The organism is Flavobacterium sp. CSZ (genome assembly GCF_015350725.1).
GTDB lineage: Bacteria > Bacteroidota > Bacteroidia > Flavobacteriales > Flavobacteriaceae > Flavobacterium.
On the sequence record NZ_JADKPQ010000021.1, the window covers coordinates 78961 to 104720 of the forward strand.

Genomic DNA, 25760 nt, shown 5'->3' on the forward strand with positions numbered 1-25760 from the left:
AATTATGAAAAAAAAATCACCCCAATTGCTATTAATAGCTTTTTTATTTTTAGTGCAAAATAGTTTTGCACAAAAACTTTACATGCCAAGAAACATTAAAGAGTCTTATGCGAGTGGTATTCGTTCTATGGATGGAAAACCCGGAAAGAACTATTGGCAAAATCATGGTAAATATACCATTGACTTAAGTGTAGATGCTGTTAGCAAAATCGTTAGCGGAACAGAAACTATCCTTTATGAAAACAATAGTAATGATACTTTGAAAAATTTACGAATCAGATTTGTAAATAATATTCATAAAAAAAACTCACCAAGAGCGGTATCAAATAGTGAAGGTTTTTTTACTGATGGCTTAACAATTACAACTTTGAAAATTGGAGGGGAAGTTTATAAAGAAGATGGCAGGGAATGGGGCACAGTAGGAGTTGTAAAAATGAAAAAAGGTATTCCTCCTCATTCTAAAGCTAAAATTAATATTGACTGGAATTATCCACTATCAAAAGTCAGCGGAAGAGAAGGTCAAATAGATGAAAGCACTTTTTTTGTAGCCTACAGTTATCCACGTGTATCTGTTTTTGATGATTACAATGGCTGGGACCAACTACCACATACTTCAGGTCAGGAGTTTTATAATGATTTTAATGATTATACTTATTCAGTAAAAGCCCCAAAAAATTATGTGGTTTACGGAACAGGAGATTTATTAAATCCGGATGAGGTTTTACAACCTGAATTTTCTTCACGTTTAAAAAAATCATACACAACTGATGAAGTTTTGCACATTGCTAATGAGCAGGAAATGAAAAGTGGTCTTGTAACGAAACAGAACGATTGGAACGTTTGGAAATTCGAAGCGAAGAATATCTCAGATGTTTGTTTTGGATTAAGTGATCATTATTTATGGGATGCCAGCAGTGTTGTAGTCGATAAAAAAACAAATCGACGTGCAAGTATACAGGCGGCTTATGATGTAAAAGGAACTGATTTTGTAAATTCGATTAAGAACAATCAATATGCATTAGATTGGTTTTCTAATAATTGGCCGGGAATTCCATACCCGTTTTCTAAAATGACAGCTTTTCAGGGTTTTGCCGATATGGAATATCCTATGATGTGCAATGATTCTCAAATGGGCGATCCTATTTTTGCACAATTGGTTCAGGATCATGAAGTAGCACATACTTATTTTCCTTTTTATATGGGAATCAACGAAACGCGTTATGCTTTTATGGACGAAGGCTGGGCGACAACTTTTGAATATTTAATTGGAATTGCCGAACACGGAAAAGAAGCAGCTGATAAATTTTACAAAGAGTTTAGGGTGCAACAATACATCAATGATTCCTCAACAGAAGAAGATCAGCCAATTATTACCATGTCTACACAGTTGTCAGATTCAGGTTATGGTAATAATTCATACGGAAAAGCCTCCCTCTCATACCTGGCTTTAAAAGATATGCTGGGTGATGAATTGTTCAAAAAATCATTGCATGCCTATATGGATAATTGGAATGGTAAGCACCCAATTCCGTGGGATTATTTTAATTCTATAAATACAGCTTCTGGACAAAACCTGAATTGGTTTTTTAATAACTGGTTTTTCACTAATAACTATATTGATTTATCTGTTAAAAATGTTGCCAAAAATATAGTCTCGGTAGAGAATGATGGAGGTTTCGCTATTCCGTTTGATGTAGTTGTTACGTACAAAGACAATACAATAGAAACGCTGCACCAAACTCCGGCCGTTTGGCAAACGAATCAAAAACGTACAACAATAGCTTTAAAAAATAAAAAAGAAATCAAACAACTAGTACTTGATGGCGGAATTTTTATGGATGCAACGCCGAACAATAATAGCTGGTCTTCTAAATAAAAAGTGAAGACGTCTTTTTTCTATGGAGAAAGACGTCTTTTTTAATTTCAAATTTTTCTTTTATTAATAAATAGTAAAACTTCAAGGAGTATGATCAAAGAAATTTTCAGAGAAAAAATAATTCTTTTTTGTTTTTTTATAATGCTTACCGGTTTTGGATTTGCACAAAGTAAAACCAAAATTGTGATTGGAACTATAGATAGTATTTCGTCTAAAATCTTGAATGAGAAAAGAAAAATCTGGATACATCTTCCTAAAAGTGCTCAAAATACAGGTTTTGCAAAACAAAAATATCCGGTAGTGTATTTATTAGACGCAGAGGGACATTTTAGTTCAGTTGTAGGTATAATAGAAGAACTAAGCGAAGTAAACGGAAACACCAATTGTCCTGAAATGATTGTTGTTGGTATTACAAACACCAATCGTAATAGAGATCTGACTCCTACTTATTCAGAAGTTGATTTACCATTTGTGCCGAAAGAATTAAGCGAACAATCCGGAGGAGGAGAAAAATTTGTAGAGTTTCTCGAAAAAGAACTAATGCCATATATTGATAGTAAATATCCAACAGCACCTTATAAAACCCTGATAGGTCATTCTTTTGGAGGATTAACAACCATAAATATTCTGACCAATCATACTCATTTATTCAATTCATATGTTGCCATCGATCCAAGTATGTGGTGGGGGAATCAGAAATTTTTAGCAGAAACAACAAAGAAATTAGCAGGAAAGAAACTGTCTAATGTTTCATTGTTTATGGGAGCTGCAAATACTATGGATGATAGTATGAATCTTGTAAAGGTTAGAAAGGATACTACGGTTTTTACCAGACATATCAGATCAATTTTAGACTTAAATGATTTTTTTGATAAGAATCAAAGCAGTAATCTAAAGTATGGATACAAATATTATCAAGATGATAGTCACGGTTCTGTGCCGCTAATTGCTACTTATGATGCAATTCGTTTTATATTTCAATTTAATCAGTTAAAACTTTCTATACCAGATCAAATCAATTTTGATAAAGCTGTTTTTGCAAAAATAGAAAAGCATTATGATAACGTTTCAAAGCATTTGGGATATAAAGTAAGCGCCCCGGAAAATATGGTAAATGCTTATGGATACCAGTCTCTTGGTAAAAAAGATATGGATTTAGCAGGTTATTTGTTTAAACTAAATGTTGCCAATTATCCTCAAAGTCCAAATGTATATGACTCACTGGGAGATTTTTATGAGGCTAAGGGCGATAAGAAAAATGCCATTGCCAGTTATGAAAAAGTACTGACACTGGACAAAAAATTTCCTGAAACAAAAGCTAAATTAGAAAAACTTAAATAATTTATTTAATACAACTTATACAATGTGCGGAGAGAAAAATTTATAACAATTGCTTAAAAGTATGAAGCCTGAACATATTTTGGGCCATTATGTTTTTTGTAAGTCGAAACTTTAGAAAATGTAAACTTAAGTGATTTTGAAGACCTTTTTTTTATATATAGCAAGACGTTTTTATAAAGATTTAAAACCCAATGAGATATTAAAGACCACAGTTTTTACATTTCTGCCCGAAGGATCAAGATCTGTAACTCCTGCCAGATACCTGTAATCTAAATTCAGTTTCCATAAATCGACACCAACTCCGCCAAGAATGCTGCTGTTATTTTTTTTCGAAGGCAATATAATTAAGGCTATTATTTGCTTTGATATCAGAGTAACTTTTCCAGTTATATCCGGTAAAAATTCGAACATTTCCTAATTTTCCTAAAGGCACAACTTTAAAACTAACAAGGAGAGTTGCATCAGTTCCTGATAATTTATATTCAGTTTCTCCAATTCCGGTTTGCGAAAGACTAAATTCCGATTAAGCATAACCAAATTCTTCCTGTCCCTAAAAAAGCAATAAATTTACCCGCGCAAACCCTGCAACGCCATATCCAGTTCTGGAGCTTTTTGAGCTGAAATCATCTGTAAGCGGAGAAGTATATTATAAGAAAATTGAGGTCCAAATTGTATCAATTGAGCAAAACCATTCGCACTAATACATAATAATGCTGCTAAAATGAATTTTTTCATAACTGGATATATTTATTTTTAGATAGCATAAGAATAAATATTATTAATTAGAAAAAAATGATTTATCTTATTTGTTTGATGTATGTTTTTTGATAATGAATAGAGTTTGCGTGTTGTTAATTAAAAGAATCGATTTGTAAAACCTGTAAATTTGTATACTTGAAAAAATGATAATGTATGGAAATTAAAGCAATTAAAGCTTCGCAAACCTGGCAAATCAGGCATGAAGTAATGTGGCCGGATCAGCCTTTTGATTTTGTTAAGCTGGAAGAAGACAATTTTGGTTTACATTTTGGTGTTTTCGAGCAGGAAAAACTGGTTTCGATCGTTTCATGCTTTATTGTTGATGATGAAATGCAATTTAGAAAATTAGCTACTTTAGAAGAATTTCAGGGAAAAGGAATTGCTTCTCAGCTTCTAAACTATATTTTGAAGCTTGCAAAAGAAAAGAATTTGAACAAAATGTGGTGTAATGCCAGAACCAGTAAAAAAACTTTTTATGAGAAATTTGGAATGAATGATACTCGTAAAACTTTTGTTAAAGCAAATCAGGAATTTACAATAATGGAAATTTTAATATAAAAATATAAGTGAAATTGTTGATTTAAAATAAACAATATCAAATAATTATGTTTTTGATGGTTTTAAATAAGTAATCCTTTTCTTTCGTGTGGGACTTATTTTTATTAAGGATTTTTAAGATAATTGGACATAAAAAAATAGTGATTTAATATATTTCGTAAATAAAAAATCAATGAAAACGTTTTCGTTTTTGTTAAATGTTAAAGCTTATAAAAAAATCTTTTTTTGTTTAGATACTTTGCTTACTTTCGCACCCAAATGAGAAAGTTAATAGTATTTTTAGTATTCATGAATTTGCTTCTGCTTGGCGGAGGGCAATATCTTAATGCGGGTACTCCTAAAAACTTTCACCATCATACTCTTGAGAAAAAGCACCGAGTGAAATTCACCAATCAGGATCAGGGCAGTTCAATCATTGAAGATGCCGATGTAGATCTTGAAGAAGAATATGTTGGAAGTGATGATCTTAAAGATGGACTTACAAACAAGCTTTTTGCAACAAACTATAGTTTACTTGACAATTGGTACCTTTCCTTTTCAAGTCAGACTATTGTAAATGATTACAATCGTTTTAAAATCTTCGCGCCATTCTGTGGCCAGTCAAATCCTATTTACATTACCCAACAGGTTTTAAGAATTTGATTCAACAGTATACATCGGTTACCTAAGTTGTAATCCTGCATATCTTGTTGATGTATATTTTTTTCTACTTCTTCTTGTATGAAAGTTAAGTTATAACTAAGGCTGCCTGATGCATTTTTTCATCTAAAGGAATCACTGTATTCCAAGCATTCAATCGCTTAATTTCCATTAAAATCATGAAAAGAATTATCTTGTTCACAGGCTTATTTGCCCTTGTGTGCCTTACTAGTTGTACAACTAAAAAAGAAGAAAAAGAAGAAGCAGAAAAATTCACCGTGACCAATCCGGTTAGAATTGATACTTCGTTTACAAAGGAATATGTTTCGCAAATTAAATCTGTTCGAAACATCGAACTTCGCGCCCAGGAAAAAGGGTTTTTACAAAATATTTATGTTGATGAGGGACAGTTTGTGAAAAAAGGACAGCTGTTGTTTAAAATTATGCCAAACATGTATCAGGCGGAATTGCTTAAAGCACAGGCTGAACAAAAATCAGTAGAAATTGAATTGCAAAATTCAAAATTACTGGCAGATAAAAATATCGTTTCTAAAAACGAATTAAGTGTCGCTCAGGCAAAATTGCAATCAGCAAAAGCTGAAGTTGCTTTGGCAAAACTTCATTTATCTTTCACTGAAATCAGAGCTCCGTTTGACGGAACTATCGACCGTATCCCTTTAAAATTAGGAAGTCTTATCGATGAAGGCGAATTATTGACAAGTCTTTCAGACAACAGTCAGATGTTTGCCTACTTCAACGTATCAGAACCTGAATATCTACAATACCAAACAGACGTAAAAGATCGTGCTGATAATAAAGTGAGCCTTGTTTTAGCGAATGGAGATATTTTTAAAGAAAAAGGAAACGTAGAAGTTATCGAAAGTGAATTTAATAATGAAACCGGAAATATTGCTTTTAGAGCAAGATTCCCTAACTCAGCAAAATTACTTAGAAATGGCGAAACCGGACAAGTTCAGATGTTAGTTCCTCTTAAAAATGCAATCGTAATTCCGCAGAAAGCGACTTACGAAATTCAGGATAAAAAATATGTTTTTGTTGTTGATAAAAACAATAAAGTAAATTCAAGAGAAATTACAATTACAGGCGAAATTCCTGATTTGTATGTGATTAAAACCGGACTTACTGAAAATGATAAGATTTTACTTGAAGGAGTTCAGAAAGTAAAAGAAAACGACAAAATTAAATTCGAATACCAAGCTCCTCAAACGGTTATCAATCATTTGCGCGTAAAAGCAGAATAGGTTTAATCATTAAAAAAATATAAAAATGTTTAATAAATTTATTCAAAGACCTGTATTGTCGATAGTAATATCGCTTATAATTGTCTTTTTAGGGGTATTGTCGGTATTAAGTTTACCTATTACACAGTTCCCTACCATCTCACCACCAATGGTAAATGTTACAGCAGATTATCCAGGATCTAATGGCGAATTGATGATCAAAGCTGTTGTAATTCCTCTGGAAAGAGCCTTAAATGGGGTTCCCGGAATGAAATATATGGCTTCTGATGCGGGAAATGATGGTGAGGCTACTATAAAAGTAGTGTTTAACTTAGGAACAGATCCTAATCAGGCTGCGATTAACGTTCAGAACCGTGTGGCTTCAGTAACCAATAAATTACCTCCTTTGGTAATTAGGGAAGGTATTAAAATTACACGAGAAGTGCCGAGTATGTTGATGTATGTGAATCTTTACAGTACAGACAAAAATACCGACATGAAGTTCTTGTACAATTATGCTGATATCAACGTACTTTCAGAATTGAAAAGGGTAAATGGTATTGGTTCTGGAGATATCTTAGGAACACGTGAATATGCTATGCGTATCTGGTTAAAACCAGATCGTATGTTGGCTTATAAAATTTCTGCAGATGAGATCATGGAGGCTTTATCAAGTCAGAGTTTAGAAGCTTCGCCTGGTAAAACGGGAGAAAGTTCTGGTAAGCGTTCTCAGGCATTTGAATATGTATTAAAATATTCAGGACGTTTTACAACCAAAGAGCAATATGAGAATATTGTGGTAAAATCAAACGCTAACGGGGAACTTTTACGTTTGAAAGATGTTGCCAAAGTAGAATTTGGAAGCTCGATGTATGATATTTATTCGAACTTAAACGGTAGACCATCGGCAGCGATTGTATTAAAACAGTCTTTTGGTAGTAATGCCAATCAGGTTATTGAGGAGGTAAAAGCTAAATTGGAAAAAATTAAGCAAAGATTCCCTAAAGGAATGGATTATGAAATTTCGTATGACGTTTCTAAATTCCTTGATGCTTCTATCGAAAAAGTAATTCATACACTTGTTGAAGCTTTTATTCTGGTAGGTATCGTGGTATTCCTTTTCTTAGGAGATTGGCGTTCGACGGTTATTCCGGCAATTGCGGTACCGGTATCCTTGATAGGTACGTTTGTTTTCATGACTTTCTTTGATATCTCATTAAACTTAATCACCTTATTTGCTTTAGTTTTAGCAATTGGGGTCGTCGTCGATGATGCGATTGTAGTAATCGAAGCGGTTCACGCCAAGATGGAGGAAGAGCATCTCTCGCCACTTAAAGCAACTAAAAAAGCAATGCACGAGATTGCAGGAGCAATTATTGCGATTACATTCTTAATGGCAGCGGTATTTATTCCGGTTGCATTTATGTCTGGTCCTGTTGGGGTCTTTTACAGACAGTTCTCTGTAACTATGGCAACGGCTATTATCCTTTCTGGTATTGTGGCTTTGACTTTGACACCGGCGCTTTGTGCGATGATGTTAAAAAACAATCACGGTGAGGTTAAAAAGAAAACCCCTGTAAATGTATTTATAGATGGTTTTAATAATAAATTCAATTTAGCGCAAGGCAAATACCAAAATCTATTAGGTAAAATTGTAAACAGAAGAGCTGTGACTATTATTGCACTTCTTGTGTTTTGCGCCGGAACATGGTTGATTAGTAGTACCGTTCCTTCCGGGTTTATCCCGAATGAAGATCAGGGTATGTTTTATGCTGTAATTCAGACACCACCAGGTTCATCATTAGAAAGAACCAATAATATTGCAGAAAGATTACAGAAAATCGCTGAAAAAATTGATGGAGTAAAATCCGTTTCTTCATTAGCAGGTTATGAAATTCTGTCTGAAGGTACGGGATCCAACTCAGGAACTTGTTTGGTTAACCTTAAAGACTGGAGTGACAGGAAGCATTCTGTTCTTGAGATTATGGCCGAATTAGAAGAAAAATCTAAAGATATTGCGGGAGCTAATATTGAATTCTTTCAACCGCCTGCTGTACCAGGATATGGTGCTGCCGGAGGATTTGAGCTTCGTTTGTTAGACAAAACAGGTTCTAATGATTACAAAAAAATGGAGCAGGTAAATAACGATTTTGTTAAGGAGTTAAATACTCATCCGGAATTATCTAACGTATTTAGTTTCTATAGCTCTAGTTTCCCTCAGTACATGATGAAAGTAGACAATGATATGGCACAGCAAAAAGGAGTTTCTATCGAAAACGCCATGAATACTTTGTCAACTCTTGTGGGTAGTAACTACGAAATTAGTTTTATTAAATACGGAATTAACTATAAAGTAATTGTTCAGGCTTCTCCGGAATATCGCGCTCAGCCGGATGATATTTTAAAGCTTTATGTTAAAAACAATCGTGATGAAATGGTCCCTTTTTCTGCTTTCATGAGATTAGAAAAAGTATACGGACTTTCTGAAATTACAAGACATAACATGTACACTTCTACACAAATTAGTGGTTCTGCTGCATCAGGGTATAGTTCTGGTACAGCAATTAAAGTAATTCAGGAAGTTGCGGCTAAAAAATTACCTAGAGGATATGATATTGACTGGGCAGGTATTTCTGCAGATGAGGTGGCTCAGGGTAATCAGGCAATTTGGGTATTCATGATCTGTTTAGGATTCGTGTATTTAGTATTAGCCGCTCAATATGAGAGTTTTATTTTACCATTATCAGTAATTCTTTCTTTACCGGCAGGTATTTTTGGAGCTTTCTTATTGTTGAAGTTAACAGGATTAGAAAACAACATCTACGCTCAGGTAGCGATGGTAATGCTTATTGGTTTACTAGGTAAAAATGCCGTACTGATTGTAGAGTTTGCCATACAGCGACATGCAGCAGGAAGATCAGTACTTGAAGCCGCAATGGAGGGAGCAAAAGCAAGGTTCCGTCCTATTTTGATGACTTCTTTTGCTTTTATTGCGGGATTATTGCCACTTGCTTTTGCTACTGGTCCGGGTAAAATTGGAAACAGAACTATTGGTACTGCGGCTGCCGGAGGTATGCTTATAGGTACTATTTGTGGGGTATTTGTAATTCCGGGCTTGTATTTCATTTTTGCCAAAATTGCAGAAAAGTATAAACTGGTAAAAAATGAAGAAGAAAATCCATTAACAGAAGAAATTGATGATAATCATGTATAAATTTAAATCATATCAATATGGTATTGCGTTAGGTATATGTCTTACGATTGCAGGGTGTAAAGCCCCTGCGCCTGAGGCAGCACCTACAACCAGTACACCAGTTCCTGAATCGTTTGGTATAACAACACAAACTCAGGACACAAACAATAATACCTCAGCTTTAGTCTGGAAAGATTACTTTAAAGATCAAAATCTGGTTGATTTGATCGATGTTGCCCTGAAAAACAATCAGGAATTAAATATCACTTTACAGGAAATCGAAATTGCTAAGAATGATATTCGTGTAAAAAAAGGACTTTTATTGCCAACAGTTGGTGTTCGTGCCGGAGCTGGAGTAGAAAAAGTGGGTAGATATACCAGCCAGGGTGCGGGTGATGCTACTACCGAAATTAAACCGGGAGTAGAAACTCCTGATCCGTTGGGAGATTTTACCATTTCGGCTTACGCCAATTGGGAAGTGGATATCTGGAAAAAACTGCGCAATTCTAAAAAAGCGGCATTAAACCGATATTTGGCTACAGTTGAAGGTAAAAACTTTGTGATTACCAATCTTATTGCTGAAGTTGCCGATTCTTATTATGAGTTACTGGCTTTAGACAATCAGTTGGATATTGTAAAACAAACGATCAAATTGCAGACTAATGCTCTAGAAATTGTAAAAATTCAAAAGCAGGCTGCAAGAGCAACAGAACTTGGGGTTAAGAAATTTGAAGCAGAGGTGCTGACTTCTCAAAGTATGGAGTTTGATATTTTGCAGCAAATCAAAGAAGCAGAGAATAAAATCAACTTTTTACTGGGTAGATATCCGCAGGAAATCAAGAGAACAAACAGTACTAATTTCTTGAGTTTATTACCAGCTGCTGTAAGTTCAGGAATTCCGTCTCAATTATTAGCGAATCGCCCTGATGTAAAACAAGCTGAATTAGAACTAGTAGCTTCAAAATTAGATGTAAAAGTAGCTAGAGCTGAGTTTTATCCATCGTTGGATATTTCTGCTGCAGTAGGGGTTCAGGCTTTTAAACCATCTTATTTGTTTACGTTTCCTGAATCAATTTTGTATTCTTTAGCAGGAGATCTTGCTGCGCCACTGATCAACAGAAATGCGATAAAAGCAGAGTTTGCAAGTGCCAATGCAAGACAACTTCAGGCGTTGTATAACTACGATCGTACGGTTTTGAATGCTTATTTAGAAGTTTCAAACCAGCTTTCTAAAATTGAGAATTTACAAAAAGGTTACGATCTTAAATCGAAACAAGTAGACGCTTTAAATACTTCTATTGATGTTTCTAATGATTTGTTTAAATCAGCGAGAGTAGATTATTTCGAAGTTTTAATGACACAGCGTGATGCATTAGAAGCAAAATTAGAATTGGTTGATACCAAAAAAGAACAACTAAATGCTGCTGTCCATGTTTATAGAGACTTAGGTGGCGGATGGAAATAATATTGCCTGTTAATTTGTAGAGAAAAGGCCTTTCAAGAGTAAAATTTTGAAAGGCTTTTTTGTAATTATCATGCCTAAATTTAATTTGACTATTTGGGCATTACTATTTTTGCTCTAAAGCCTTTGCCAGGTTCGGTATCAAAATCGATAGTTCCTTTAACAGCCTGAATACGGGTTTCCATGTTTTGGAGTCCATTTTTTATCATCAGGGTTTTTTCGCAGCCTTTACCATTATCATTATAATTTATTACAATTGATTTTGTATCACTTTCAAATTTTATAACCACCAGATTTGCCTCGCTGTGTTTTTTCATATTCACCATTAGTTCCTGTAAAACTCTGCTAATGGTAATCTTTTTTATTTCATCGATACTTTCCCAGTGTATACTTTCTAAATTAGTAACCATGATATTTCTTTCGCTGGTATTATAAGTCGAAAGCATATCTTTTAAGCTTTTGATAAAATCTGTTCCGGTATCAATTTTATTGTTTTCTCTTGAAATTCCTCTCACGCGTCCGTAAATGTCATCTAATTTTTGTAGTAGATTCTCTTTTGTACTTTCTGTAGATAAAGGCTGAGATTCGGCAAAAGCAATCACATGAAATACATCGTTGGCCAATTCGTCATGAATTTTTTTGGCAATTCGGGTTTCGGTGTTATAGGAAGTCTTAAATTCTATCGCCCTGTTTTTATTTTTATAATAGCGTATTAAGATTGCTATTAAAATGACCAGAAAAATAAAAACGATTATAAAAACAATTCGTAGATAGGTTGCTTTTTGAAGCGATAATAAGTTTTCTGCTTTTTCTAAACGAAGTTTTGCGTTTTCATCTTTTTCTTTTTTTGCATCGTACTTAATTTTAGCAAACTTATTTTTGAAGTTATTTCTAACCTTAATAATGCTGTCGTTTAAAGTAAAATATTTCTGTACATATTGGTTGTTTTGGGCACTATGATCATTTGAAATTAAAATTTGTAATGCTTCTAATCTTTCGTCAACACTATTTAGCTTTGTGGCAATATTGTAAGCAGTGAGAGCATTTTTATTCGATCTTTTAATGTCTTTTTGAGTATAATAATCGGCGAGATGCAGATAACTTTCAATGCTTCTGTATGTATCCTCAAATTCATTTCTTGTCTGGAGCGCTTCATTCATTAAACCGAATCCTTTTTCATCCATTCCTTTTTTAAAATAAGCATAACCCAGATTATCTATAAGTATGGCTTCGTATATTGCCCAATCTTTTTTGTTTAATAATTTTTTGTTTAAAAGTGATTCTAAAAGAGCGATCGCGTTATCGTATTTTTTTTGCTGGATATAAACTGCGGCTATATTGCTTAAAGGGATTTGCCTCTCAACAGGGTCTGTGAAATCTTTTGCAGCTTCTTTGTAGTAAAAAATAGCGTCATCATAAAGAGAAAGTTCTTTATCGGCAACGCCTAATCTATTATATATAGAAGCAGTATAAACGCTATTTTTTTTCACATAAGCTAATGCTTCGGTAACGGTTTCTTTACTACCGTAATAATCACCGTTGACTTGCTGAATTGTTGCCATCATAATAAGTATGTAGCCAATATTAGCACTGTCTTTTTTTACACCGTATTTTAAAGTTTCATAAAGTTGTTTTGATTTATAAAACTCATCAAAAGCGGTATTAAAGTTTTGTTTATCATAATTTTCAAGGCCTTTATTTCTTAAGTTAAGTGCCTCTTTTCGAATCAATTCTGTGTTAGTATTAACGGTCTTTTTTTCTTCGCAGGAAAAAAGAAAAAGAAGTATAATAAAATAAAAAAACGGGGACCGTAACATACAAATTTACTTTCCCCGAAAATAGTAATTAATTAGATACTAAAAATATATATTTATTAATCTTTTGGAGCTGGTGGAGGTGGAGGTGGTGTTGTTCCATCACCAGGGCCATCTGCATAAGTTGCTTTTATATGATTAACAGCTTTTTCTGTATCCTTTTTTGGTTGGCTCTCATATTCATCAGGAGTACAAGAAAATATAGTGAACAATAGCGCAAAAGCGATAAATAGTATTAGTTTTTTCATTTTGATTTAATTTAGAAATTAGACATAGGTATTGCTGTCCGGACTTTATCCAGAGCTTGTTTGGAGCAATACCAAATTGATTTTTAGGAAGTAAATCGTGTAGAACAGTAAGACGTTATTTATACTTCCTGAATAAACTCGGTCTTACGGTTTTTACACTGTTAGTTCGAAATAGTTTTTATTTTCGTTTTAGTCTGCAGACAAAACCTGAACTAATTTCTATGGCAAAGGAAAGGCACTTTGAGGCCTTTGTAGATAAGGGATTCCCAGAATTCCCGCATTTTCCTGAGATTCCCAGGAATTCCTAAAAACAAAATACAATGCATAATAAATTTAGGTTTTTTAGAACGTGTTAATGGAATATAAAAACAATCTGCCCTTTATTAGATAGAGGCAAAAAGTTGTAAAAAGGTTGGATTAGACTATCAAAAAAAGATAAAAAAATGTAGTATTGAAGAATCAATACATTGAGATTAATATTATAAAACTTCTAATTGTTGAAAAAACGAAAAATGAATCATAGAAATTAAATTTAGTTTAATGAAAAATGAACATGAAGAGTCGAAAGAAGATCCTGAAAAAGGAAATCTTTTCTTTAATTTGAGGAATATATTTTCTAAAAAAAAACAGCTTAGAAGATATATCGGGGAAAAATAATTATGGTTGCATTTGGAGCGATCGCTCCGGTGTATTCTGCGTGTTTATACTTTGTGCAGAAAAAAGATTAAATGGAAAAACTTCGAAATGAAATTTAAAAGCATTTTGAAAAATAAAATGCGTAAAAGGGTAAAAAAAATAATTTTTTGAGGAGTAATCCGGGCGCTTAAATAGTTTGTTTTTTGGCATATATTATCTGTTATTTATACTATAAAGATAAGAAAAAATAACCGTTAAACCTAATAAATACAAGGAAAATAAGTGTTTTTTTTGCTTTTTTTATCAAATAATTTCACCAATTTTCTCTCCTGCTAATTACTAATTTTTGCAGCCATAAAATGTACTTTTTTGGCGGTTGGATTGTAATAAAATTATCTATATTTATAAAATATTACAATAGGTTTGATTTCTATTCACCGTCAGTTTAAAAACATCTTTTATGAAAAAGCTTCTGTTACTATTAATTGTTTTATGCACTTTTGGTTGTAAAAAATACGTGGTTTCGTTTGAACAGCCAACAGAGATGAAACTTGATAACTTAAAACTGGAAGTACTTCTGGATAAAAAGAAAGTTCAGGATATTAATTTAAAAGCAACCAATGCAATGCCAGGTTATGAAACAGCAGAACTGCCGGTCTCAGATGCAGGAAAACACCTGCTTCAGGTAAAAGTAAGAGATACAATCTTTAGTTTTGATATAAAGTACCCCGAAGAAAGATATATTCTTGCTACAGCTCATTTAAAAAATAATGGCAAGATTACTATTGGAATCTTAAAACAACAATATCCTTTTAGAATTCAACGATAAATGATTTTATTTGAAACGAAAAAAGCCTTTCACATTCATCTTGCGAAAGGCTTTTTATATTTTTAAGTATCAGTTTTAAGATAAAAAATCTTTAAACCATAATCCTGAATGTTTAATGGTTCGTTGCTGCGTGTCGAAATCGACATGAATTAAGCCGAATCGGGCATTATAACCTTCGGCCCATTCGAAGTTATCGGTAAGGCTCCATACGAAATAACCTTCGACGTTTAGGCCGTCTTTTCTGGCTTTAAGAATTTGTTCTAAGTGATCCTGAATATAATGCGTACGTTTGATGTCGTATACTTTTCCGTTGCTTAAAGTGTCCGGGAAAGCGGCACCGTTTTCTGTAATGATAATCTTTTTAATGCCTTTATATTCGTTGAATTTTTTCAGGACGTGATATAAGGCCGGAGGATAAACTTCCCAGCCCATTTCGGTTGAGATTACGTTTCTTTTTTCGGCACTTATTAGTTCAGCGCCTATATAAGGAATCAACATGGATGATTTTACAACTTCACGAGTATAACATTGCAGGCCTATAAAATCAAAATCGAAAAATAAATTGTCGAGATCGTCTTCTAAAATATAATTATTGAGTTTTTTTAATACCGGCAAATCAGTTTGCGGATAACCCAATCCTAAAATAGGTTCTATAAAAGTTCTGTTCAGTAAAGTATCGACACGTTTTGCGGCTTCGATATCTTTCGCGCTTTCTGTTGCAGGTTCGATATGCGTGCAGGAGAAAGTTGTACCAATATTGGCTTCGGGAATTCTGTTTCTCAATATTTTTGCGCCGGCAGCAGTAGCTAATGTTACGTGATGCATGGCTTTAAGATAATTGGTGATCCCTTTTTTGCCCGGAGCATGAATGCCCAGAAAATATCCCGCTCCGGTAAAAACAGATGGTTCGTTGATCACCATCCAGTTTTTTACACGATCTCCAAAATATTGTGCACAAACTTCTACGTACTCTGAAAACCATGAAACCGATTCTCTATTGGTCCAGCCCCCTTTTGTCTCTAAAGAATGTGGCAGATCCCAATGATAAAGCGTTATCCAGGGTTCTATTCCGGACGCAAGTAAAGAGTCAATGATTTTATTGTAATATTCGATACCGGCTTGATTTACAGGATGAATTCCTGTAGGCATGATTCGGGGCCAGCTGATAGAAAACCTAAAATTCGGAATATTTAATTCCCGGATTAAGTCTATATCGTTTTGGTACGAATTGTAGAAATCGCAGGCCGTTAGAGCATGATGTCCGTTTTTTATTTTCCCTTTTTGAGACGTAAAAACATCCCAGATCGAAGAACCTTTTCCATCGGCATCATGTGCTCCCTCAATTTGGAAGGCGGCGGTTGAAACACCCCACAAGAAATCATCTCCAAATTGGTCTTTGTTTAAAAATGAGTTCTCTATTTTATTCATTCAAATAAGTATTTCCTTTATTGTAATTTATTAATGAAGGAAAGACGATTGCATAGCTCTTAAAAACAGCCATTCTTTGAATGAAACCAGAAAATTTAGGTTGAAGAATTTCATAACGTTTAGTTTTAATCAAATTAATAAAACTAATGTGAATTTAACTTAAAGTGATTATTATCAAATGATTAAATGTTTGAAAGGGAAGATCCTTTAATCTTCCCATCCGCAAAGGGTGAGGCCTAAACCTTGTGCCTGTTTTAAGGATGTTTTTACAGTTCCGTGATTACAGGATGACAAACCGCGGCACGTTTGGTTATAATGGTATTTTTTTGCACCGGTTGGGCCACAAATATATACCGCCGCTTCAGGAGGTCTAAAAGAGGTGAAAAAAATAAATAGTAAGAGTAAAGTATATTTCATCAGGGTTTTATTTGACAATTAATTGGTATTTATTTCCTTTTAAATCGGTGGCAACTAGTTTTCCGTATGAAACCCATTCGGTGTTAATTTCAATATCAGGAATAGTATCGCCAAGTAAAATTCCTGCGCCATATTTTTCCTGAACATTGATATTCCCAAAAACCGAATCGCCATCAATATTTATTCCTTTTACATCGTAATTATATTCGTATTGTCCCGGATCTCCTGTTCTGTATTTGTATTGGTAAGTGTCGTTTACATGATACGTTTTTGCTTCTTCAGCTGTAATTGTTTTTCGGTCATCGGGCGTAATTACTTGTTTTAAAAACGAATTAATTTGCGGTGGAGGAGGAGCGGAAGCTTTTCTACACGAAAGCGTAACAAGTAATAGAAATAAAATAAGGTAGTTTTTTTGCATAGGCGTTTTAGATAAAAAATTAAATATATAACCAATATTTTCCGTATCTGAAATCTAAAAATAGCAGATACTTTGTGGTGCTAAATCTAGTTAGAAATACTTTGTTTAAAATGCGTATTAGTACTTGATTTTTAGCCTTTATCAGTTTCGTAAAGTGCAACTGTTTCCAGGAGTTCTTTTTCGAATTGATAAATGTTGTCGATGGTTTAAATTAGAAGGGATTTTAGATTTATTAATAGTAAAATCCAAAATTCCTCAAAGCTTGATTATTTTTGAAATCAAAAGCCGTTTGTTTATTAATTACATTCAGGCAATTCTAATAAATTATTTTTCTCAGTAGTATCTGCTTCAGTCCTGAGGTATTTATTACCAGCTGCAGTTTTTGAAATTATCACATTTACCTTTTGGCCATAAGAATTGTTGACATAAAATGCCCACTTATTATTTTCTATGCCCACAATTGCATCAGTTAAAGATAATTTCCATCTTGTTCCATTAAAATTTATTCCTCCAATGCTTAAAATACGTTCATGTATATTATATCTATCTGATTTATTTATACACTTTATTTCATGTAAATCTGCCATTTTTTCTTAATTTTAATTAGTTAATTTATTTATGTATCAAACTTTTATACAAATGTAAAACCAATAAAAACCAGTATTTTATGGAAATCCGTAATCAGATAAGATTTGGAAATAATTTTTGAAGATTTTATAAATAGAAAAAAGAGGACAATAAAATTCCTCTTTCAATTCGTTAGTTTTGGGTAGCGCTTATTCTTTATTTAGAATAAAATCTTTAATAATTTTCTCCATATTGGATGGCAAATCAGCATTTTTAATTTCAAAATTGGTTATTTTCATTTCAGTAAACCATTTCGACCAATACGCTCTGATTACTTTTTCTTCGTATGGATTTTTTTTGTCCGGATTTATTCCTAAAACTAAAACTTCGAGATTCGATAAATCATCATTGGCTTTAATAAAACCAAAATCCTGCTCATCAAATTTTTTATCCCAATCTTTTGTATTTAAGCCGTTTTTTCGAATAAGTTCAGGAGTAATATAAGTGGTTCGGTTTCCTTCTTTCATTACAGTAGTCTCATAAAACATATAACCATCAGTCAATATGATAAGAATATTTCTGTATTTGTTTTCAATACATTGATCCTTTACTTTACTGTCAAAAAAACTCCAAATGTCTGATCCTACATATTTATTATCTTTTATGGCCGACTCATAAATTTTGGATGTCTGCGAAGCATAATCTGAATTTATAGAATTTAATAATTCTTTTGAAGCATTATTTTTATCGATACTAATTCTCAAATTCTGTGCAATTGTATTAATTGCGGCATCAAGAGGTTCCGGGTTAAAAAACAATTGCATCTTATCATTGATCTGTCGGATTCTTTTTGATTTTAGATGTTGGGTAAAAGCTTCAGAAACTGATTTTATATAGCCTAAATCCCTTTGGTAATATTCCATAGTGGGGTTCGGATTTTTTTCAAGGCTAATTCGATCCGACAAATCAAGGAGTATACTAATGTTATAATCTTCAGAAACAGTACTTTTTACAGGAACTTCTGTTTCTTCTTTATAAGATTCTTTCTTGCATGAAAAAGTAGAGACGACTAAGAAAGACATCGCCATTATGGTAAAAATATTTTTCATAGCCATTAATTTTTAGAATATACTAAATGTTGAAAATCAGGATCAACCAGGTTTAATTTACTTAAATGTTCTTCTGACGAAAGATCACAACTTTCCAGTAATTCGGTTTTTTCTGTGTAGGGCAGAGCGATTTCTGTATTAATAGCCTGAAACCATCCTTCTTTATATTGATGATGATAATGCAGATATTCTTTTACAGGAAATACAAAACCATCAATTTTAGACTGAAGCTCAGAGATCTTTCCGTTTATGGTAACTATTTGTTGTTTGAAATCATTGACTTTATTTACATAATCTGTTTTTAGTTTTTCTAAATCGATGAGGTTTTCTCTTTTGCCTCTTATAAATGCTCTTATTTTATCGATGTTTTCAAACTCTTTCATCACAAAATCAAAAACAAGTCCCCAAATAATATAGACTACAAATCCGGCGAAAATAATCATCCAAAATTCAGCTTCGCCTAAAGCAATATTTAAGTTGTAAGGTGCAGAATCTGTAGTTTTATTAAACTCATATATTTTCTTTTCGATTTGATAGGCCAATAAAGCATCGAATAAAAAGGTGGTTACAAAAAGAGCAATCATCCTGAAAACATTTTTAACTCCTTTTCCTTTTTGCACCATATGAATGACATAACCTAGTCCCATAAATACAAACGGAATCGTCGTTACCAAAACGCCTTCAAGCCAGCTTGCCTTAAAAGAATTCGTTAATGCATTGGCATCAAAAATGGCAGCAGTTAAACTGTCATTCGCAAACTCTTTGAAAAATGCTGAATAAGATGCTGAAATATAAAACACTAAGACATAAAGCGTTATTGGTAATAATAAGAACAAACCAATATAAAACTGCGCTTTTAAACCTTTACCATCTTCGATGCCGTACTTATCAGGATTGCGTTTTACTTCGATGATTTCGTTTTTAATCTCGTCGATTTCAGTATTAATATCCTGTTCTTTCTTTTCATAAATACCTATGGCAGCTTCAGATTTTTTAAGTTCAGTTCTGTTTTTTTCCTGCTCTTCTTTATAAGGTTGTTTGAGTCGGTCTTGCTCTAACTTTTGTTTTCGGCATTGATCTTCAAAACTCATGTATAAATTTTGCAGACAGGCTTTTAAAACAATAGGTTTTCCGGTTGCTTTTATCGATGCAGCAAAACCGCTTTGATAATAGGTTATTCTGATTTGTTCTCTGTCATCTTCATTCTCGTCTAAAGTTTTGATGTGAGAATCCTCCGTTTTCTTTAAACTAAATAGATGTGCTAGTGGTTTCATAACTTAGGAATTTAATTGACTAATAATTTCTTCTTTCTGAACATTTTTCTGAACGCAATCAATAAGATAACTGGATAAATCATTGATGTTTTCATCCAGAAAATTAAATTTCCTGCAATACTTTTTCAGCATATTTTCTTCGTCATCGGTAATTTTACCATCTGCCCAAATAATTCTTGTAAAATCGTACAGGTATTCGATTTTGATAGTTAAGTTTTCCGGTATAATCAATTCCGTATTTATAGGATTCAGAAAAAGTTTATCGAGTTCCTCTCTCGGAATTCCGCGCTCATCTGCAAAGTGATACAGCATTTGAAGTTCTAAAACATCAAATTGATCATCAGATAATGCCATTTGATATAATCTTAAAAAATGGCTTTTTAGTTCTAGTGTTATCATTGGTTTTGGTTATTTTTAGGTAAATTTTCGCATGCGATTCCGTCATTATCATTGTCCAGATTTTTGTAACAGCTTCTATTACTGTCAAACGTTGACTGAACTTGTCCCTGTGTTTTAAAATCGCCACAAGTTTTAGTTGGACAATTTGAATTGGATGAATCTGATGAGTCTGAGCAGGAAATAGCGAAACCGATTGTCATTGTTATTAGTATCAGTACCAAGCATCCGTTATTCTTGCCTGAATACGATTTAGATCCGGTTTTGGTAAAATGTGGTTGAACATATGTTCCGTCTTTTTTAAAGTATCCTTTTCTGTATCCCATGATTATAAATGTTTTATTGTAAAGATTAAGAATGCGGTGATTCCTATAAATCCAAATAGTACAAGACAGCCGCTATTTTGATATCGTACTCCTGATATACCAGTTTTTACAGAATAGCCGTTTTTACTAAATGAACCCATCTTTGTTCGTAAACTCGGAGAAATCCCTGATTTACTGATATTAAATCCAAGTCCTCCTCCGAGTTTTATTCTTTTTTGAAATCGAAAGCCCATTAATTTTAGCTTTTATGGCATTCGTTGCAACAATTTTTGCAACCATCTGATTTAGAGTATGTTTTTTTTGCTTCTTCGACTGCAGGTTCACAGCTTGCAAAACTCCCTAAGAATTTCTTACTTATGATGCTTTGAAAATATTGGCATACATCAGTATGAACTTCATGATCTCCACTTGATTGTGCAGTGTTGTTTACATAATAATTTTTCATGATTTTAAGTTTTAATGTTACATTATGATTTTTAACAATTCAAACTTAAACCTATTTGAAATCAGTATTTTACGGAAATCCATAATCACCTTTTTTTAATTTTAAGCCATAAAAAAAGCCCCCGAAGGAGCTTTATAGAATTAATAATATTATAACGAAACTTTAAATAATACCCATATCTTTTGCAATAGAAACGAGATGAACAGTATTGTTTGCTTTAAAAAAATCTTTTAGTTTAGAAAGTCTTTTTTCCATTGCACTTTTGCTGTTGGCTTTGACATCGGAGTTTTTAAAAATCTCTACAATCTCATCCTGCGAAGTACCGTCAGACAAATGTTTTAAGATTTTAATATCGATATCGTCAATCTCGTAATTGTTTTTTTCCTGCAATGCCGAAGCAACTTCAGGAGAAATATATTTTCCTTCAGAGGTCGAAATAAGATGTATTGCTTTTTTTAATTCTTCAATGCTGGTCAAACCTTTTAATACAAAACCATCAATATCAGCATTATCAAAAAGAGATTTTATGCGGTAACTTTTATCTTCTACAGAATACGCTATAATTTTAATATCAGGCTGTAATTCTCTAACTTTTTGAACCAGCTCATCACCACTGGCAATTTTTACTTCCCGATGATCTGTTTTGAATGAGAGATCACTAATTAATAAATCATACGGTTCATTTTTATGAATAGCAGCACGTATTTTTAAAAACGCATCATCACAATATTTTGAATGTTGAAAATCGACAATATTTAAATCTTTTAAAACTTGTTCAATTCCTAAACTGATAGCATCAAGATCTTCGGCTATTATTATTTTTTTAAACATAGGCTTTTATTTAGGCAGCGTTATTTTTACTTTGAAACTTTTTTCCGGTTCAGAGTCAAAAGTAATAGTTCCTTTTATAGATAAAATACGGTTTTCCATACTTTGCAAGCCATTTTTTACAATTTGATCTATTTTACATCCTTTTCCGTTATCTGAATAATTGATTATGATAGTATTTGTGGTACTTTCGAACTTTAAAACCACTACGTGTGCACTACTGTGTTTTTTCATGTTGACCATTAATTCCTGTAATACTCTCTGGATAGTCACTTTTTTAATTTCGTCGATGCTTTCCCAATTTACTTTATCGATGTTGGTAATACTAACATTGGTTTCATTACTATTATAGGTCGAAAGCATTTCCTTTAGATTAGCGGCATAATTTATTCCGGTATCGATACTATTGTTTTCTCTCGAAATTCCGCGAACTCGGGTATAAATATGATTCAGTTTTTGTAATAAATTTTCTTTTACCTCTTCTTTAGTCAAAGATTGCGTTTGTGTATAAGTTATGGCATAAAAAACGTCATTTGCCAGTTCATCATGAATGTCTTTGGCAATTCTGGTTTCGGTATCGTAGGCAGTTTTTATTTTTTCGATCCGATTTCTATTTTGATAAAACTTTCTCAAATACAGTAATAAAAGAAACAATGAAACGATACCAATTATAAAAAATAACCTTTGATATCTTGCTTCCTGCAGCGATAATTCATTCTCCGCTTTTTGTAAACGCAGTTTTTGGTTTTCGTCTTTTTCTTTTTTAGAATCGTATTTAATTTTGGCAAACTTGTTTTTAAAGTTGTTGCGAACCTTTATAATACTATCATTTATAGTAATATACTTTTGAGCATATTGTACATTCTTATTTCCCGAATCATTCGAAATTAAAAATGACAAAGCTTTCAAGCGTTCATCAACACTATTAAATCTTGTAGCGATTTCATAGGCTGATTGTGCATATTGATTCGATTTTTTAGAATCGGTTTTTAAAAAATATTCTGCGAGGTGTAAATTGCTTTCGATGCTTCCGTAAAAATCATCTATTTGTTTTCTTAATTGATAACCTTCGTTCATTAATGAAAGTCCCTTTTCAATCTGTCCCTTTTTAAAATAAGCAAAACCTAGGTTGTCAAATATCCCCGCTTTTTTTTGCAGGTCTTTATCAAGAAGTTTTTTATCAAGTATAGATTCTAAAATTTGAATGGCTTCATCGTATTTTTTTTGATGAATAAAAACAGTTGCAATGTTATTTAAAGGAGATTGTTTTGATACTTCATCGGTACAATCTGCGATAGCTTCGTTGTAATAATAGATCGCATCATTATACAGAGAAAGTTCTTTATCCGCAATTCCAAAGAAGTTATTTATAGCAGCGCTGTATATATCTTTCTTTTTAAGATAAGGCAAAGCTTCTGTTAGTGTTTCTTTACTTCCATAATAATCGCCGTTTATTTGCTGAATAGAGGCCATTTGAATAAGATTGTATACAATATTACTGCTGTCTTTTGTGAACTCAAATGCTATTTTGGATTTGTTAAAGTAGTAAAAAGCACTATTAAAGTTTTTTGATTGAAAGTGGTTTATTCCTTTAGATCTCAAAACACCAGCTTCATTTGAAGTCGATTTAGACTTTATAGAAGGAGTTGTTGTTTCTTTACACGAAACAAAAAAAAGGAATATAATAAATAAAAAAAACGGGGACCGTAACATAAAAGATACTTTCCCCGAATTTACTAATTAATTATAGATATTTACTAGAATTAATTTTTTATTGGTGGTGGTGGAACTGTTATTGGTAGATCTCCAGGACCTTCAGCGTACGCTGGTACTTCGGGTTTAATATTTGCTTTAGTATCTTCGAAATCGTCAGAAGTGCAAGAAATTACAGTCGTTGTCAATAGTGCAAACGCACCCAAAATAAATATTTTTTTCATGATTTTATGAATTAAAAATTGGACATGGGTATTGCTGTCCGGAACTTTTCCGGAGGTTGATTTAATGCAATACCAAATTGTTTTTTTGGGAAGTGAAGTGCGTAGAACTGTAAGAGGTTGATTTATACTTCCCGGATAAATCTTGTCTTACGGTTTTCCGTACTTTTAATTGAACTAGTTTTGTATTTTTGTTTTAATCCGATATCGAATAAGAACTAATTCTGAGGCAAAGTAACAACGGCTTTGAGCCTGAATAGAGAGGGAATTCCGGGAATTCCGATTTAGTTTTTTACAATCCTTAGTCTTCCTTTGATGTCCTTGAAATTCCTTGAAATTCCAAAAAAAAAAATATGCCTATGTGTAACAATACTGTAGAAGATTATTATAAAAAAGCTGTTAGAAAAAAATATGAAGAAGTTAAAAATGGGGTGAATTTTAATTTTTTGAATTCTCCTACTAGAGGAAAACTCCGCACTTTGTGTTGGGAGTTATTTGAAACACAAAATATGCGTTCTGATGATTTGATTGTTTTTAATTCTTTACTTGGATTTCCTTTTGATATTAATGCAAAAAATAATTTTAAAAAGCATAGTAATGAATTTAGACCAATTGAAACTTTTTTAAAAGGAGAGACAGAACCATTAAGTATTGAAGTAGTAGATATGGCTGCAATTTTAGTAGGTTTTGAATCACGACCTTTTAATAAATTTAGAATTCACAATTTATACCCCGATCAAATTAAAAGTGATGATGACATAATCTTAGAAAATCAACCAAGAAGACAAAGTGAAAGTTCAGGAGATTTAGGGGGTTTTTTGGATGAAAAGGAAAGAGAAAAAGGAATAGAAAAAGGAAGTTTTACAACGCAGACAGCAAATTTGGATGAAGGAGAAAAAGGAAAAACATTCGGTAATTCTGAAATAACACCTGACATCCCAGAGCAACAGCGATTGAGCTTATTTAAAAAAATTAAAGAAAAAGTTTTACACAATTTTCTAAATAGATTAAAAAATACTGTAATTGCTACTGTATTTGTTTTTGGGTTAATTAGTGCAGTAATCTATTTTGCCTTTTTTAAGAATCATTGTATGCAGTGGTCACAAGATCATTATGAAGTAGTAGATTGTTCTTCAGAAAATGGAAACACAAATGACATTATCCCATTAGATAAAAATCTTCTTGATTTTAAAAAGTTGAATGCTTGTGATACAACTACTTGTTTTAAGAAAAATGGAGAGGCTTTTGTTTGGTATGCCAAAACGTCTAACGGAATAGATTTTTTTAATGATAATGGAAATGGAAGACATCCGGAATGTAAAAAATCGCTGCGACCAGTTAGTCAATATATTTTTAAAAGATATTTAAAAGGTAAATCTTGTGAGTAGTACATAGTAAAGATAATTAGCTATATATGTATCGTTAAAAATAGTTTGTATGATGTTTTTATAAGATAAATACTGCTGTATTTGTTTCGAAAATAATATCCCGTAAATAAATTCTTTAAACTGAAATGAAATTATGTAAATCAAACCGAAAATTATAGAACATGGTTGGAGGACTTTAAAACTAATTTAGCATAAAATAATTTTAAAGAAATCAAACATGAAAACTAAAAGAATATTATTCGGATTATTATTGAGCATCGGTTTATTTGCAGCATCTTGTAGCAGCGATGACAATGATGGGGAAACAATCGTTCCTATCCAAGGTAAATACAATTTAAGCCAAACAGGATCAATTGTTGATGGGAAAGAGGTCTTATTTGATGCTCCACAAAACCAAGCTGGATGCAGTAGAGATTATTTAGATCTAAGATTAAGTAATACAGCAGTTATTGGGGATTATGATGGAAGTGATTGTGCCTTAGTAGAAACTACAGGAACTTACGTAAGATCTCATAATGATTTAACGCTTACTATTGGTGCTTTAAGTTCAACTAGTGATATCATGAATCTTACTAATAAAGAGTTGAAAATTAAAAACAAAACTACTGGTATTATTACTGTTTATACAAGATAA

25 protein-coding genes are annotated in these 25760 nt (G+C 32.7%); 10 read left to right on the forward strand and 15 right to left on the reverse strand.

What is annotated here, in order from left to right:
* Positions 1-4 precede the first annotated feature (4 nt).
* Positions 5-1876 (forward strand): M1 family metallopeptidase, encoded by a 1872-nt coding sequence (locus tag IRZ78_RS21130; protein ID WP_194618490.1) that lies wholly within the window; start codon positions 5-7, stop codon positions 1874-1876.
* A 90-nt stretch (positions 1877-1966) separates the two neighbouring features.
* Entirely contained in the window at positions 1967-3217 is a 1251-nt protein-coding gene (locus IRZ78_RS21135; protein WP_228520552.1) for an alpha/beta hydrolase-fold protein, read from the forward strand.
* A 171-nt stretch (positions 3218-3388) separates the two neighbouring features.
* On the opposite strand, the gene IRZ78_RS21140 is transcribed toward IRZ78_RS21135, so the two are convergent.
* Together IRZ78_RS21140 and IRZ78_RS21145 are read right to left on the reverse strand one after the other, a co-directional pair.
* On the reverse strand, positions 3389-3628 hold the full coding sequence (locus IRZ78_RS21140; RefSeq protein WP_194618492.1) for a hypothetical protein: 240 nt from the start codon (positions 3626-3628) through the stop codon (positions 3389-3391).
* 156 nt (positions 3629-3784) lie between these two features.
* Positions 3785-3952: a hypothetical protein gene (locus IRZ78_RS21145; RefSeq protein ID WP_194618494.1), complete on the reverse strand. Its 168-nt coding sequence runs from the start codon at positions 3950-3952 to the stop codon at positions 3785-3787.
* A 177-nt stretch (positions 3953-4129) separates the two neighbouring features.
* Here IRZ78_RS21145 and IRZ78_RS21150 point away from each other — a divergent pair, with 177 nt between their 5' ends.
* The 5 genes from IRZ78_RS21150 (at position 4130) to IRZ78_RS21170 (ending at position 11072) form a co-directional block, all read left to right on the forward strand.
* Complete coding sequence (locus IRZ78_RS21150) at positions 4130-4534, forward strand: GNAT family N-acetyltransferase (RefSeq protein WP_194618496.1); 405 nt, start codon at positions 4130-4132, stop codon at positions 4532-4534.
* Positions 4535-4792: 258 nt separating this feature from the next.
* Positions 4793-5176 (forward strand): hypothetical protein, encoded by a 384-nt coding sequence (locus tag IRZ78_RS21155; protein WP_228520553.1) that lies wholly within the window; start codon positions 4793-4795, stop codon positions 5174-5176.
* 176 nt (positions 5177-5352) lie between these two features.
* Entirely contained in the window at positions 5353-6435 is a 1083-nt protein-coding gene (locus IRZ78_RS21160) for an efflux RND transporter periplasmic adaptor subunit (RefSeq protein ID WP_194618498.1), read from the forward strand.
* 25 nt (positions 6436-6460) lie between these two features.
* A complete protein-coding gene (locus tag IRZ78_RS21165) occupies positions 6461-9628 on the forward strand; it encodes an efflux RND transporter permease subunit (RefSeq protein WP_194618500.1) in 3168 nt (1055 codons plus the stop codon).
* Entirely contained in the window at positions 9621-11072 is a 1452-nt protein-coding gene (locus IRZ78_RS21170) for a TolC family protein (protein ID WP_194618502.1), read from the forward strand. Before IRZ78_RS21165 ends, IRZ78_RS21170 begins: the two co-directional genes overlap by 8 nt.
* An 89-nt stretch (positions 11073-11161) precedes the next feature.
* On the opposite strand, the gene IRZ78_RS21175 is transcribed toward IRZ78_RS21170, so the two are convergent.
* Positions 11162-12799 carry an ATP-binding protein gene (locus IRZ78_RS21175; protein ID WP_347349839.1) on the reverse strand — a complete coding sequence of 546 codons (1638 nt, stop codon included), beginning with the start codon at positions 12797-12799 and terminating at the stop codon, positions 11162-11164.
* 143 nt (positions 12800-12942) lie between these two features.
* Positions 12943-13131: a hypothetical protein gene (locus tag IRZ78_RS21180; RefSeq protein WP_194618507.1), complete on the reverse strand. Its 189-nt coding sequence runs from the start codon at positions 13129-13131 to the stop codon at positions 12943-12945.
* 1096 nt (positions 13132-14227) lie between these two features.
* Here IRZ78_RS21180 and IRZ78_RS21185 point away from each other — a divergent pair.
* The gene (locus IRZ78_RS21185) at positions 14228-14596 is read left to right on the forward strand and encodes a hypothetical protein (RefSeq protein WP_194618509.1); all 369 of its coding nucleotides are present in this window, start codon (positions 14228-14230) and stop codon (positions 14594-14596) included.
* A gap of 75 nt (positions 14597-14671) precedes the next feature.
* Here IRZ78_RS21185 and IRZ78_RS21190 read toward each other — a convergent pair whose 3' ends face one another.
* The 11 genes from IRZ78_RS21190 to IRZ78_RS21245 all read right to left on the reverse strand — a co-directional run bounded on the left by IRZ78_RS21190 (position 14672) and on the right by IRZ78_RS21245 (position 23741).
* The gene (locus IRZ78_RS21190) at positions 14672-16024 is read right to left on the reverse strand and encodes a GH1 family beta-glucosidase (protein ID WP_194618511.1); all 1353 of its coding nucleotides are present in this window, start codon (positions 16022-16024) and stop codon (positions 14672-14674) included.
* Between the two features lie 424 nt (positions 16025-16448).
* Positions 16449-16859: a hypothetical protein gene (locus IRZ78_RS21195; protein WP_194618513.1), complete on the reverse strand. Its 411-nt coding sequence runs from the start codon at positions 16857-16859 to the stop codon at positions 16449-16451.
* A 296-nt stretch (positions 16860-17155) separates the two neighbouring features.
* Positions 17156-17446 carry a DUF3892 domain-containing protein gene (locus IRZ78_RS21200; protein WP_194618515.1) on the reverse strand — a complete coding sequence of 97 codons (291 nt, stop codon included), beginning with the start codon at positions 17444-17446 and terminating at the stop codon, positions 17156-17158.
* Positions 17447-17635: 189 nt separating this feature from the next.
* Positions 17636-18535: a hypothetical protein gene (locus tag IRZ78_RS21205; RefSeq protein ID WP_194618517.1), complete on the reverse strand. Its 900-nt coding sequence runs from the start codon at positions 18533-18535 to the stop codon at positions 17636-17638.
* A 5-nt stretch (positions 18536-18540) separates the two neighbouring features.
* The gene (locus tag IRZ78_RS21210) at positions 18541-19809 is read right to left on the reverse strand and encodes an ABC transporter permease (RefSeq protein WP_194618519.1); all 1269 of its coding nucleotides are present in this window, start codon (positions 19807-19809) and stop codon (positions 18541-18543) included.
* A gap of 3 nt (positions 19810-19812) precedes the next feature.
* Positions 19813-20208 (reverse strand): hypothetical protein, encoded by a 396-nt coding sequence (locus tag IRZ78_RS21215; RefSeq protein ID WP_194618521.1) that lies wholly within the window; start codon positions 20206-20208, stop codon positions 19813-19815.
* Positions 20205-20531, reverse strand: coding sequence for an excalibur calcium-binding domain-containing protein (locus IRZ78_RS26260; protein WP_228520554.1), 327 nt, complete (start codon positions 20529-20531; stop codon positions 20205-20207). The genes IRZ78_RS21215 and IRZ78_RS26260 overlap by 4 nt, the downstream gene beginning before the upstream one ends.
* 238 nt (positions 20532-20769) lie before the next feature.
* Entirely contained in the window at positions 20770-20976 is a 207-nt protein-coding gene (locus IRZ78_RS21230; protein ID WP_194618525.1) for a hypothetical protein, read from the reverse strand.
* A 162-nt stretch (positions 20977-21138) separates the two neighbouring features.
* Positions 21139-21807 (reverse strand): response regulator, encoded by a 669-nt coding sequence (locus IRZ78_RS21235; protein WP_194618527.1) that lies wholly within the window; start codon positions 21805-21807, stop codon positions 21139-21141.
* Positions 21808-21813: 6 nt separating this feature from the next.
* Positions 21814-23406: an ATP-binding protein gene (locus IRZ78_RS21240; RefSeq protein ID WP_347349840.1), complete on the reverse strand. Its 1593-nt coding sequence runs from the start codon at positions 23404-23406 to the stop codon at positions 21814-21816.
* Positions 23407-23567: 161 nt separating this feature from the next.
* Positions 23568-23741: a hypothetical protein gene (locus tag IRZ78_RS21245; RefSeq protein WP_194618531.1), complete on the reverse strand. Its 174-nt coding sequence runs from the start codon at positions 23739-23741 to the stop codon at positions 23568-23570.
* A 356-nt stretch (positions 23742-24097) separates the two neighbouring features.
* Between IRZ78_RS21245 and IRZ78_RS21250 the strand changes: the two genes are divergently transcribed.
* Together IRZ78_RS21250 and IRZ78_RS21255 are read left to right on the forward strand one after the other, a co-directional pair.
* Positions 24098-25126: a hypothetical protein gene (locus tag IRZ78_RS21250; RefSeq protein ID WP_194618534.1), complete on the forward strand. Its 1029-nt coding sequence runs from the start codon at positions 24098-24100 to the stop codon at positions 25124-25126.
* A 217-nt stretch (positions 25127-25343) separates the two neighbouring features.
* On the forward strand, positions 25344-25760 hold the full coding sequence (locus tag IRZ78_RS21255) for a lipocalin family protein (RefSeq protein ID WP_194618536.1): 417 nt from the start codon (positions 25344-25346) through the stop codon (positions 25758-25760).

Coding starts and splice junctions, on each gene's coding strand:
- IRZ78_RS21130 (WP_194618490.1), top strand. CDS start 5: ATGAAAAAAAAATCACCCCAATTGCTATTAATAGCTTTTTTATTTTTA.
- IRZ78_RS21135 (WP_228520552.1), top strand. CDS start 1,967: ATGATCAAAGAAATTTTCAGAGAAAAAATAATTCTTTTTTGTTTTTTT.
- IRZ78_RS21140 (WP_194618492.1), bottom strand. CDS start 3,628: ATGTTCGAATTTTTACCGGATATAACTGGAAAAGTTACTCTGATATCA.
- IRZ78_RS21145 (WP_194618494.1), bottom strand. CDS start 3,952: ATGAAAAAATTCATTTTAGCAGCATTATTATGTATTAGTGCGAATGGT.
- IRZ78_RS21150 (WP_194618496.1), top strand. CDS start 4,130: ATGGAAATTAAAGCAATTAAAGCTTCGCAAACCTGGCAAATCAGGCAT.
- IRZ78_RS21155 (WP_228520553.1), top strand. CDS start 4,793: ATGAGAAAGTTAATAGTATTTTTAGTATTCATGAATTTGCTTCTGCTT.
- IRZ78_RS21160 (WP_194618498.1), top strand. CDS start 5,353: ATGAAAAGAATTATCTTGTTCACAGGCTTATTTGCCCTTGTGTGCCTT.
- IRZ78_RS21165 (WP_194618500.1), top strand. CDS start 6,461: ATGTTTAATAAATTTATTCAAAGACCTGTATTGTCGATAGTAATATCG.
- IRZ78_RS21170 (WP_194618502.1), top strand. CDS start 9,621: ATGTATAAATTTAAATCATATCAATATGGTATTGCGTTAGGTATATGT.
- IRZ78_RS21180 (WP_194618507.1), bottom strand. CDS start 13,131: ATGAAAAAACTAATACTATTTATCGCTTTTGCGCTATTGTTCACTATA.
- IRZ78_RS21185 (WP_194618509.1), top strand. CDS start 14,228: ATGAAAAAGCTTCTGTTACTATTAATTGTTTTATGCACTTTTGGTTGT.
- IRZ78_RS21190 (WP_194618511.1), bottom strand. CDS start 16,024: ATGAATAAAATAGAGAACTCATTTTTAAACAAAGACCAATTTGGAGAT.
- IRZ78_RS21195 (WP_194618513.1), bottom strand. CDS start 16,859: ATGCAAAAAAACTACCTTATTTTATTTCTATTACTTGTTACGCTTTCG.
- IRZ78_RS21200 (WP_194618515.1), bottom strand. CDS start 17,446: ATGGCAGATTTACATGAAATAAAGTGTATAAATAAATCAGATAGATAT.
- IRZ78_RS21205 (WP_194618517.1), bottom strand. CDS start 18,535: ATGAAAAATATTTTTACCATAATGGCGATGTCTTTCTTAGTCGTCTCT.
- IRZ78_RS21210 (WP_194618519.1), bottom strand. CDS start 19,809: ATGAAACCACTAGCACATCTATTTAGTTTAAAGAAAACGGAGGATTCT.
- IRZ78_RS21215 (WP_194618521.1), bottom strand. CDS start 20,208: ATGATAACACTAGAACTAAAAAGCCATTTTTTAAGATTATATCAAATG.
- IRZ78_RS26260 (WP_228520554.1), bottom strand. CDS start 20,531: ATGGGATACAGAAAAGGATACTTTAAAAAAGACGGAACATATGTTCAA.
- IRZ78_RS21230 (WP_194618525.1), bottom strand. CDS start 20,976: ATGAAAAATTATTATGTAAACAACACTGCACAATCAAGTGGAGATCAT.
- IRZ78_RS21235 (WP_194618527.1), bottom strand. CDS start 21,807: ATGTTTAAAAAAATAATAATAGCCGAAGATCTTGATGCTATCAGTTTA.
- IRZ78_RS21245 (WP_194618531.1), bottom strand. CDS start 23,741: ATGAAAAAAATATTTATTTTGGGTGCGTTTGCACTATTGACAACGACT.
- IRZ78_RS21250 (WP_194618534.1), top strand. CDS start 24,098: ATGTGTAACAATACTGTAGAAGATTATTATAAAAAAGCTGTTAGAAAA.
- IRZ78_RS21255 (WP_194618536.1), top strand. CDS start 25,344: ATGAAAACTAAAAGAATATTATTCGGATTATTATTGAGCATCGGTTTA.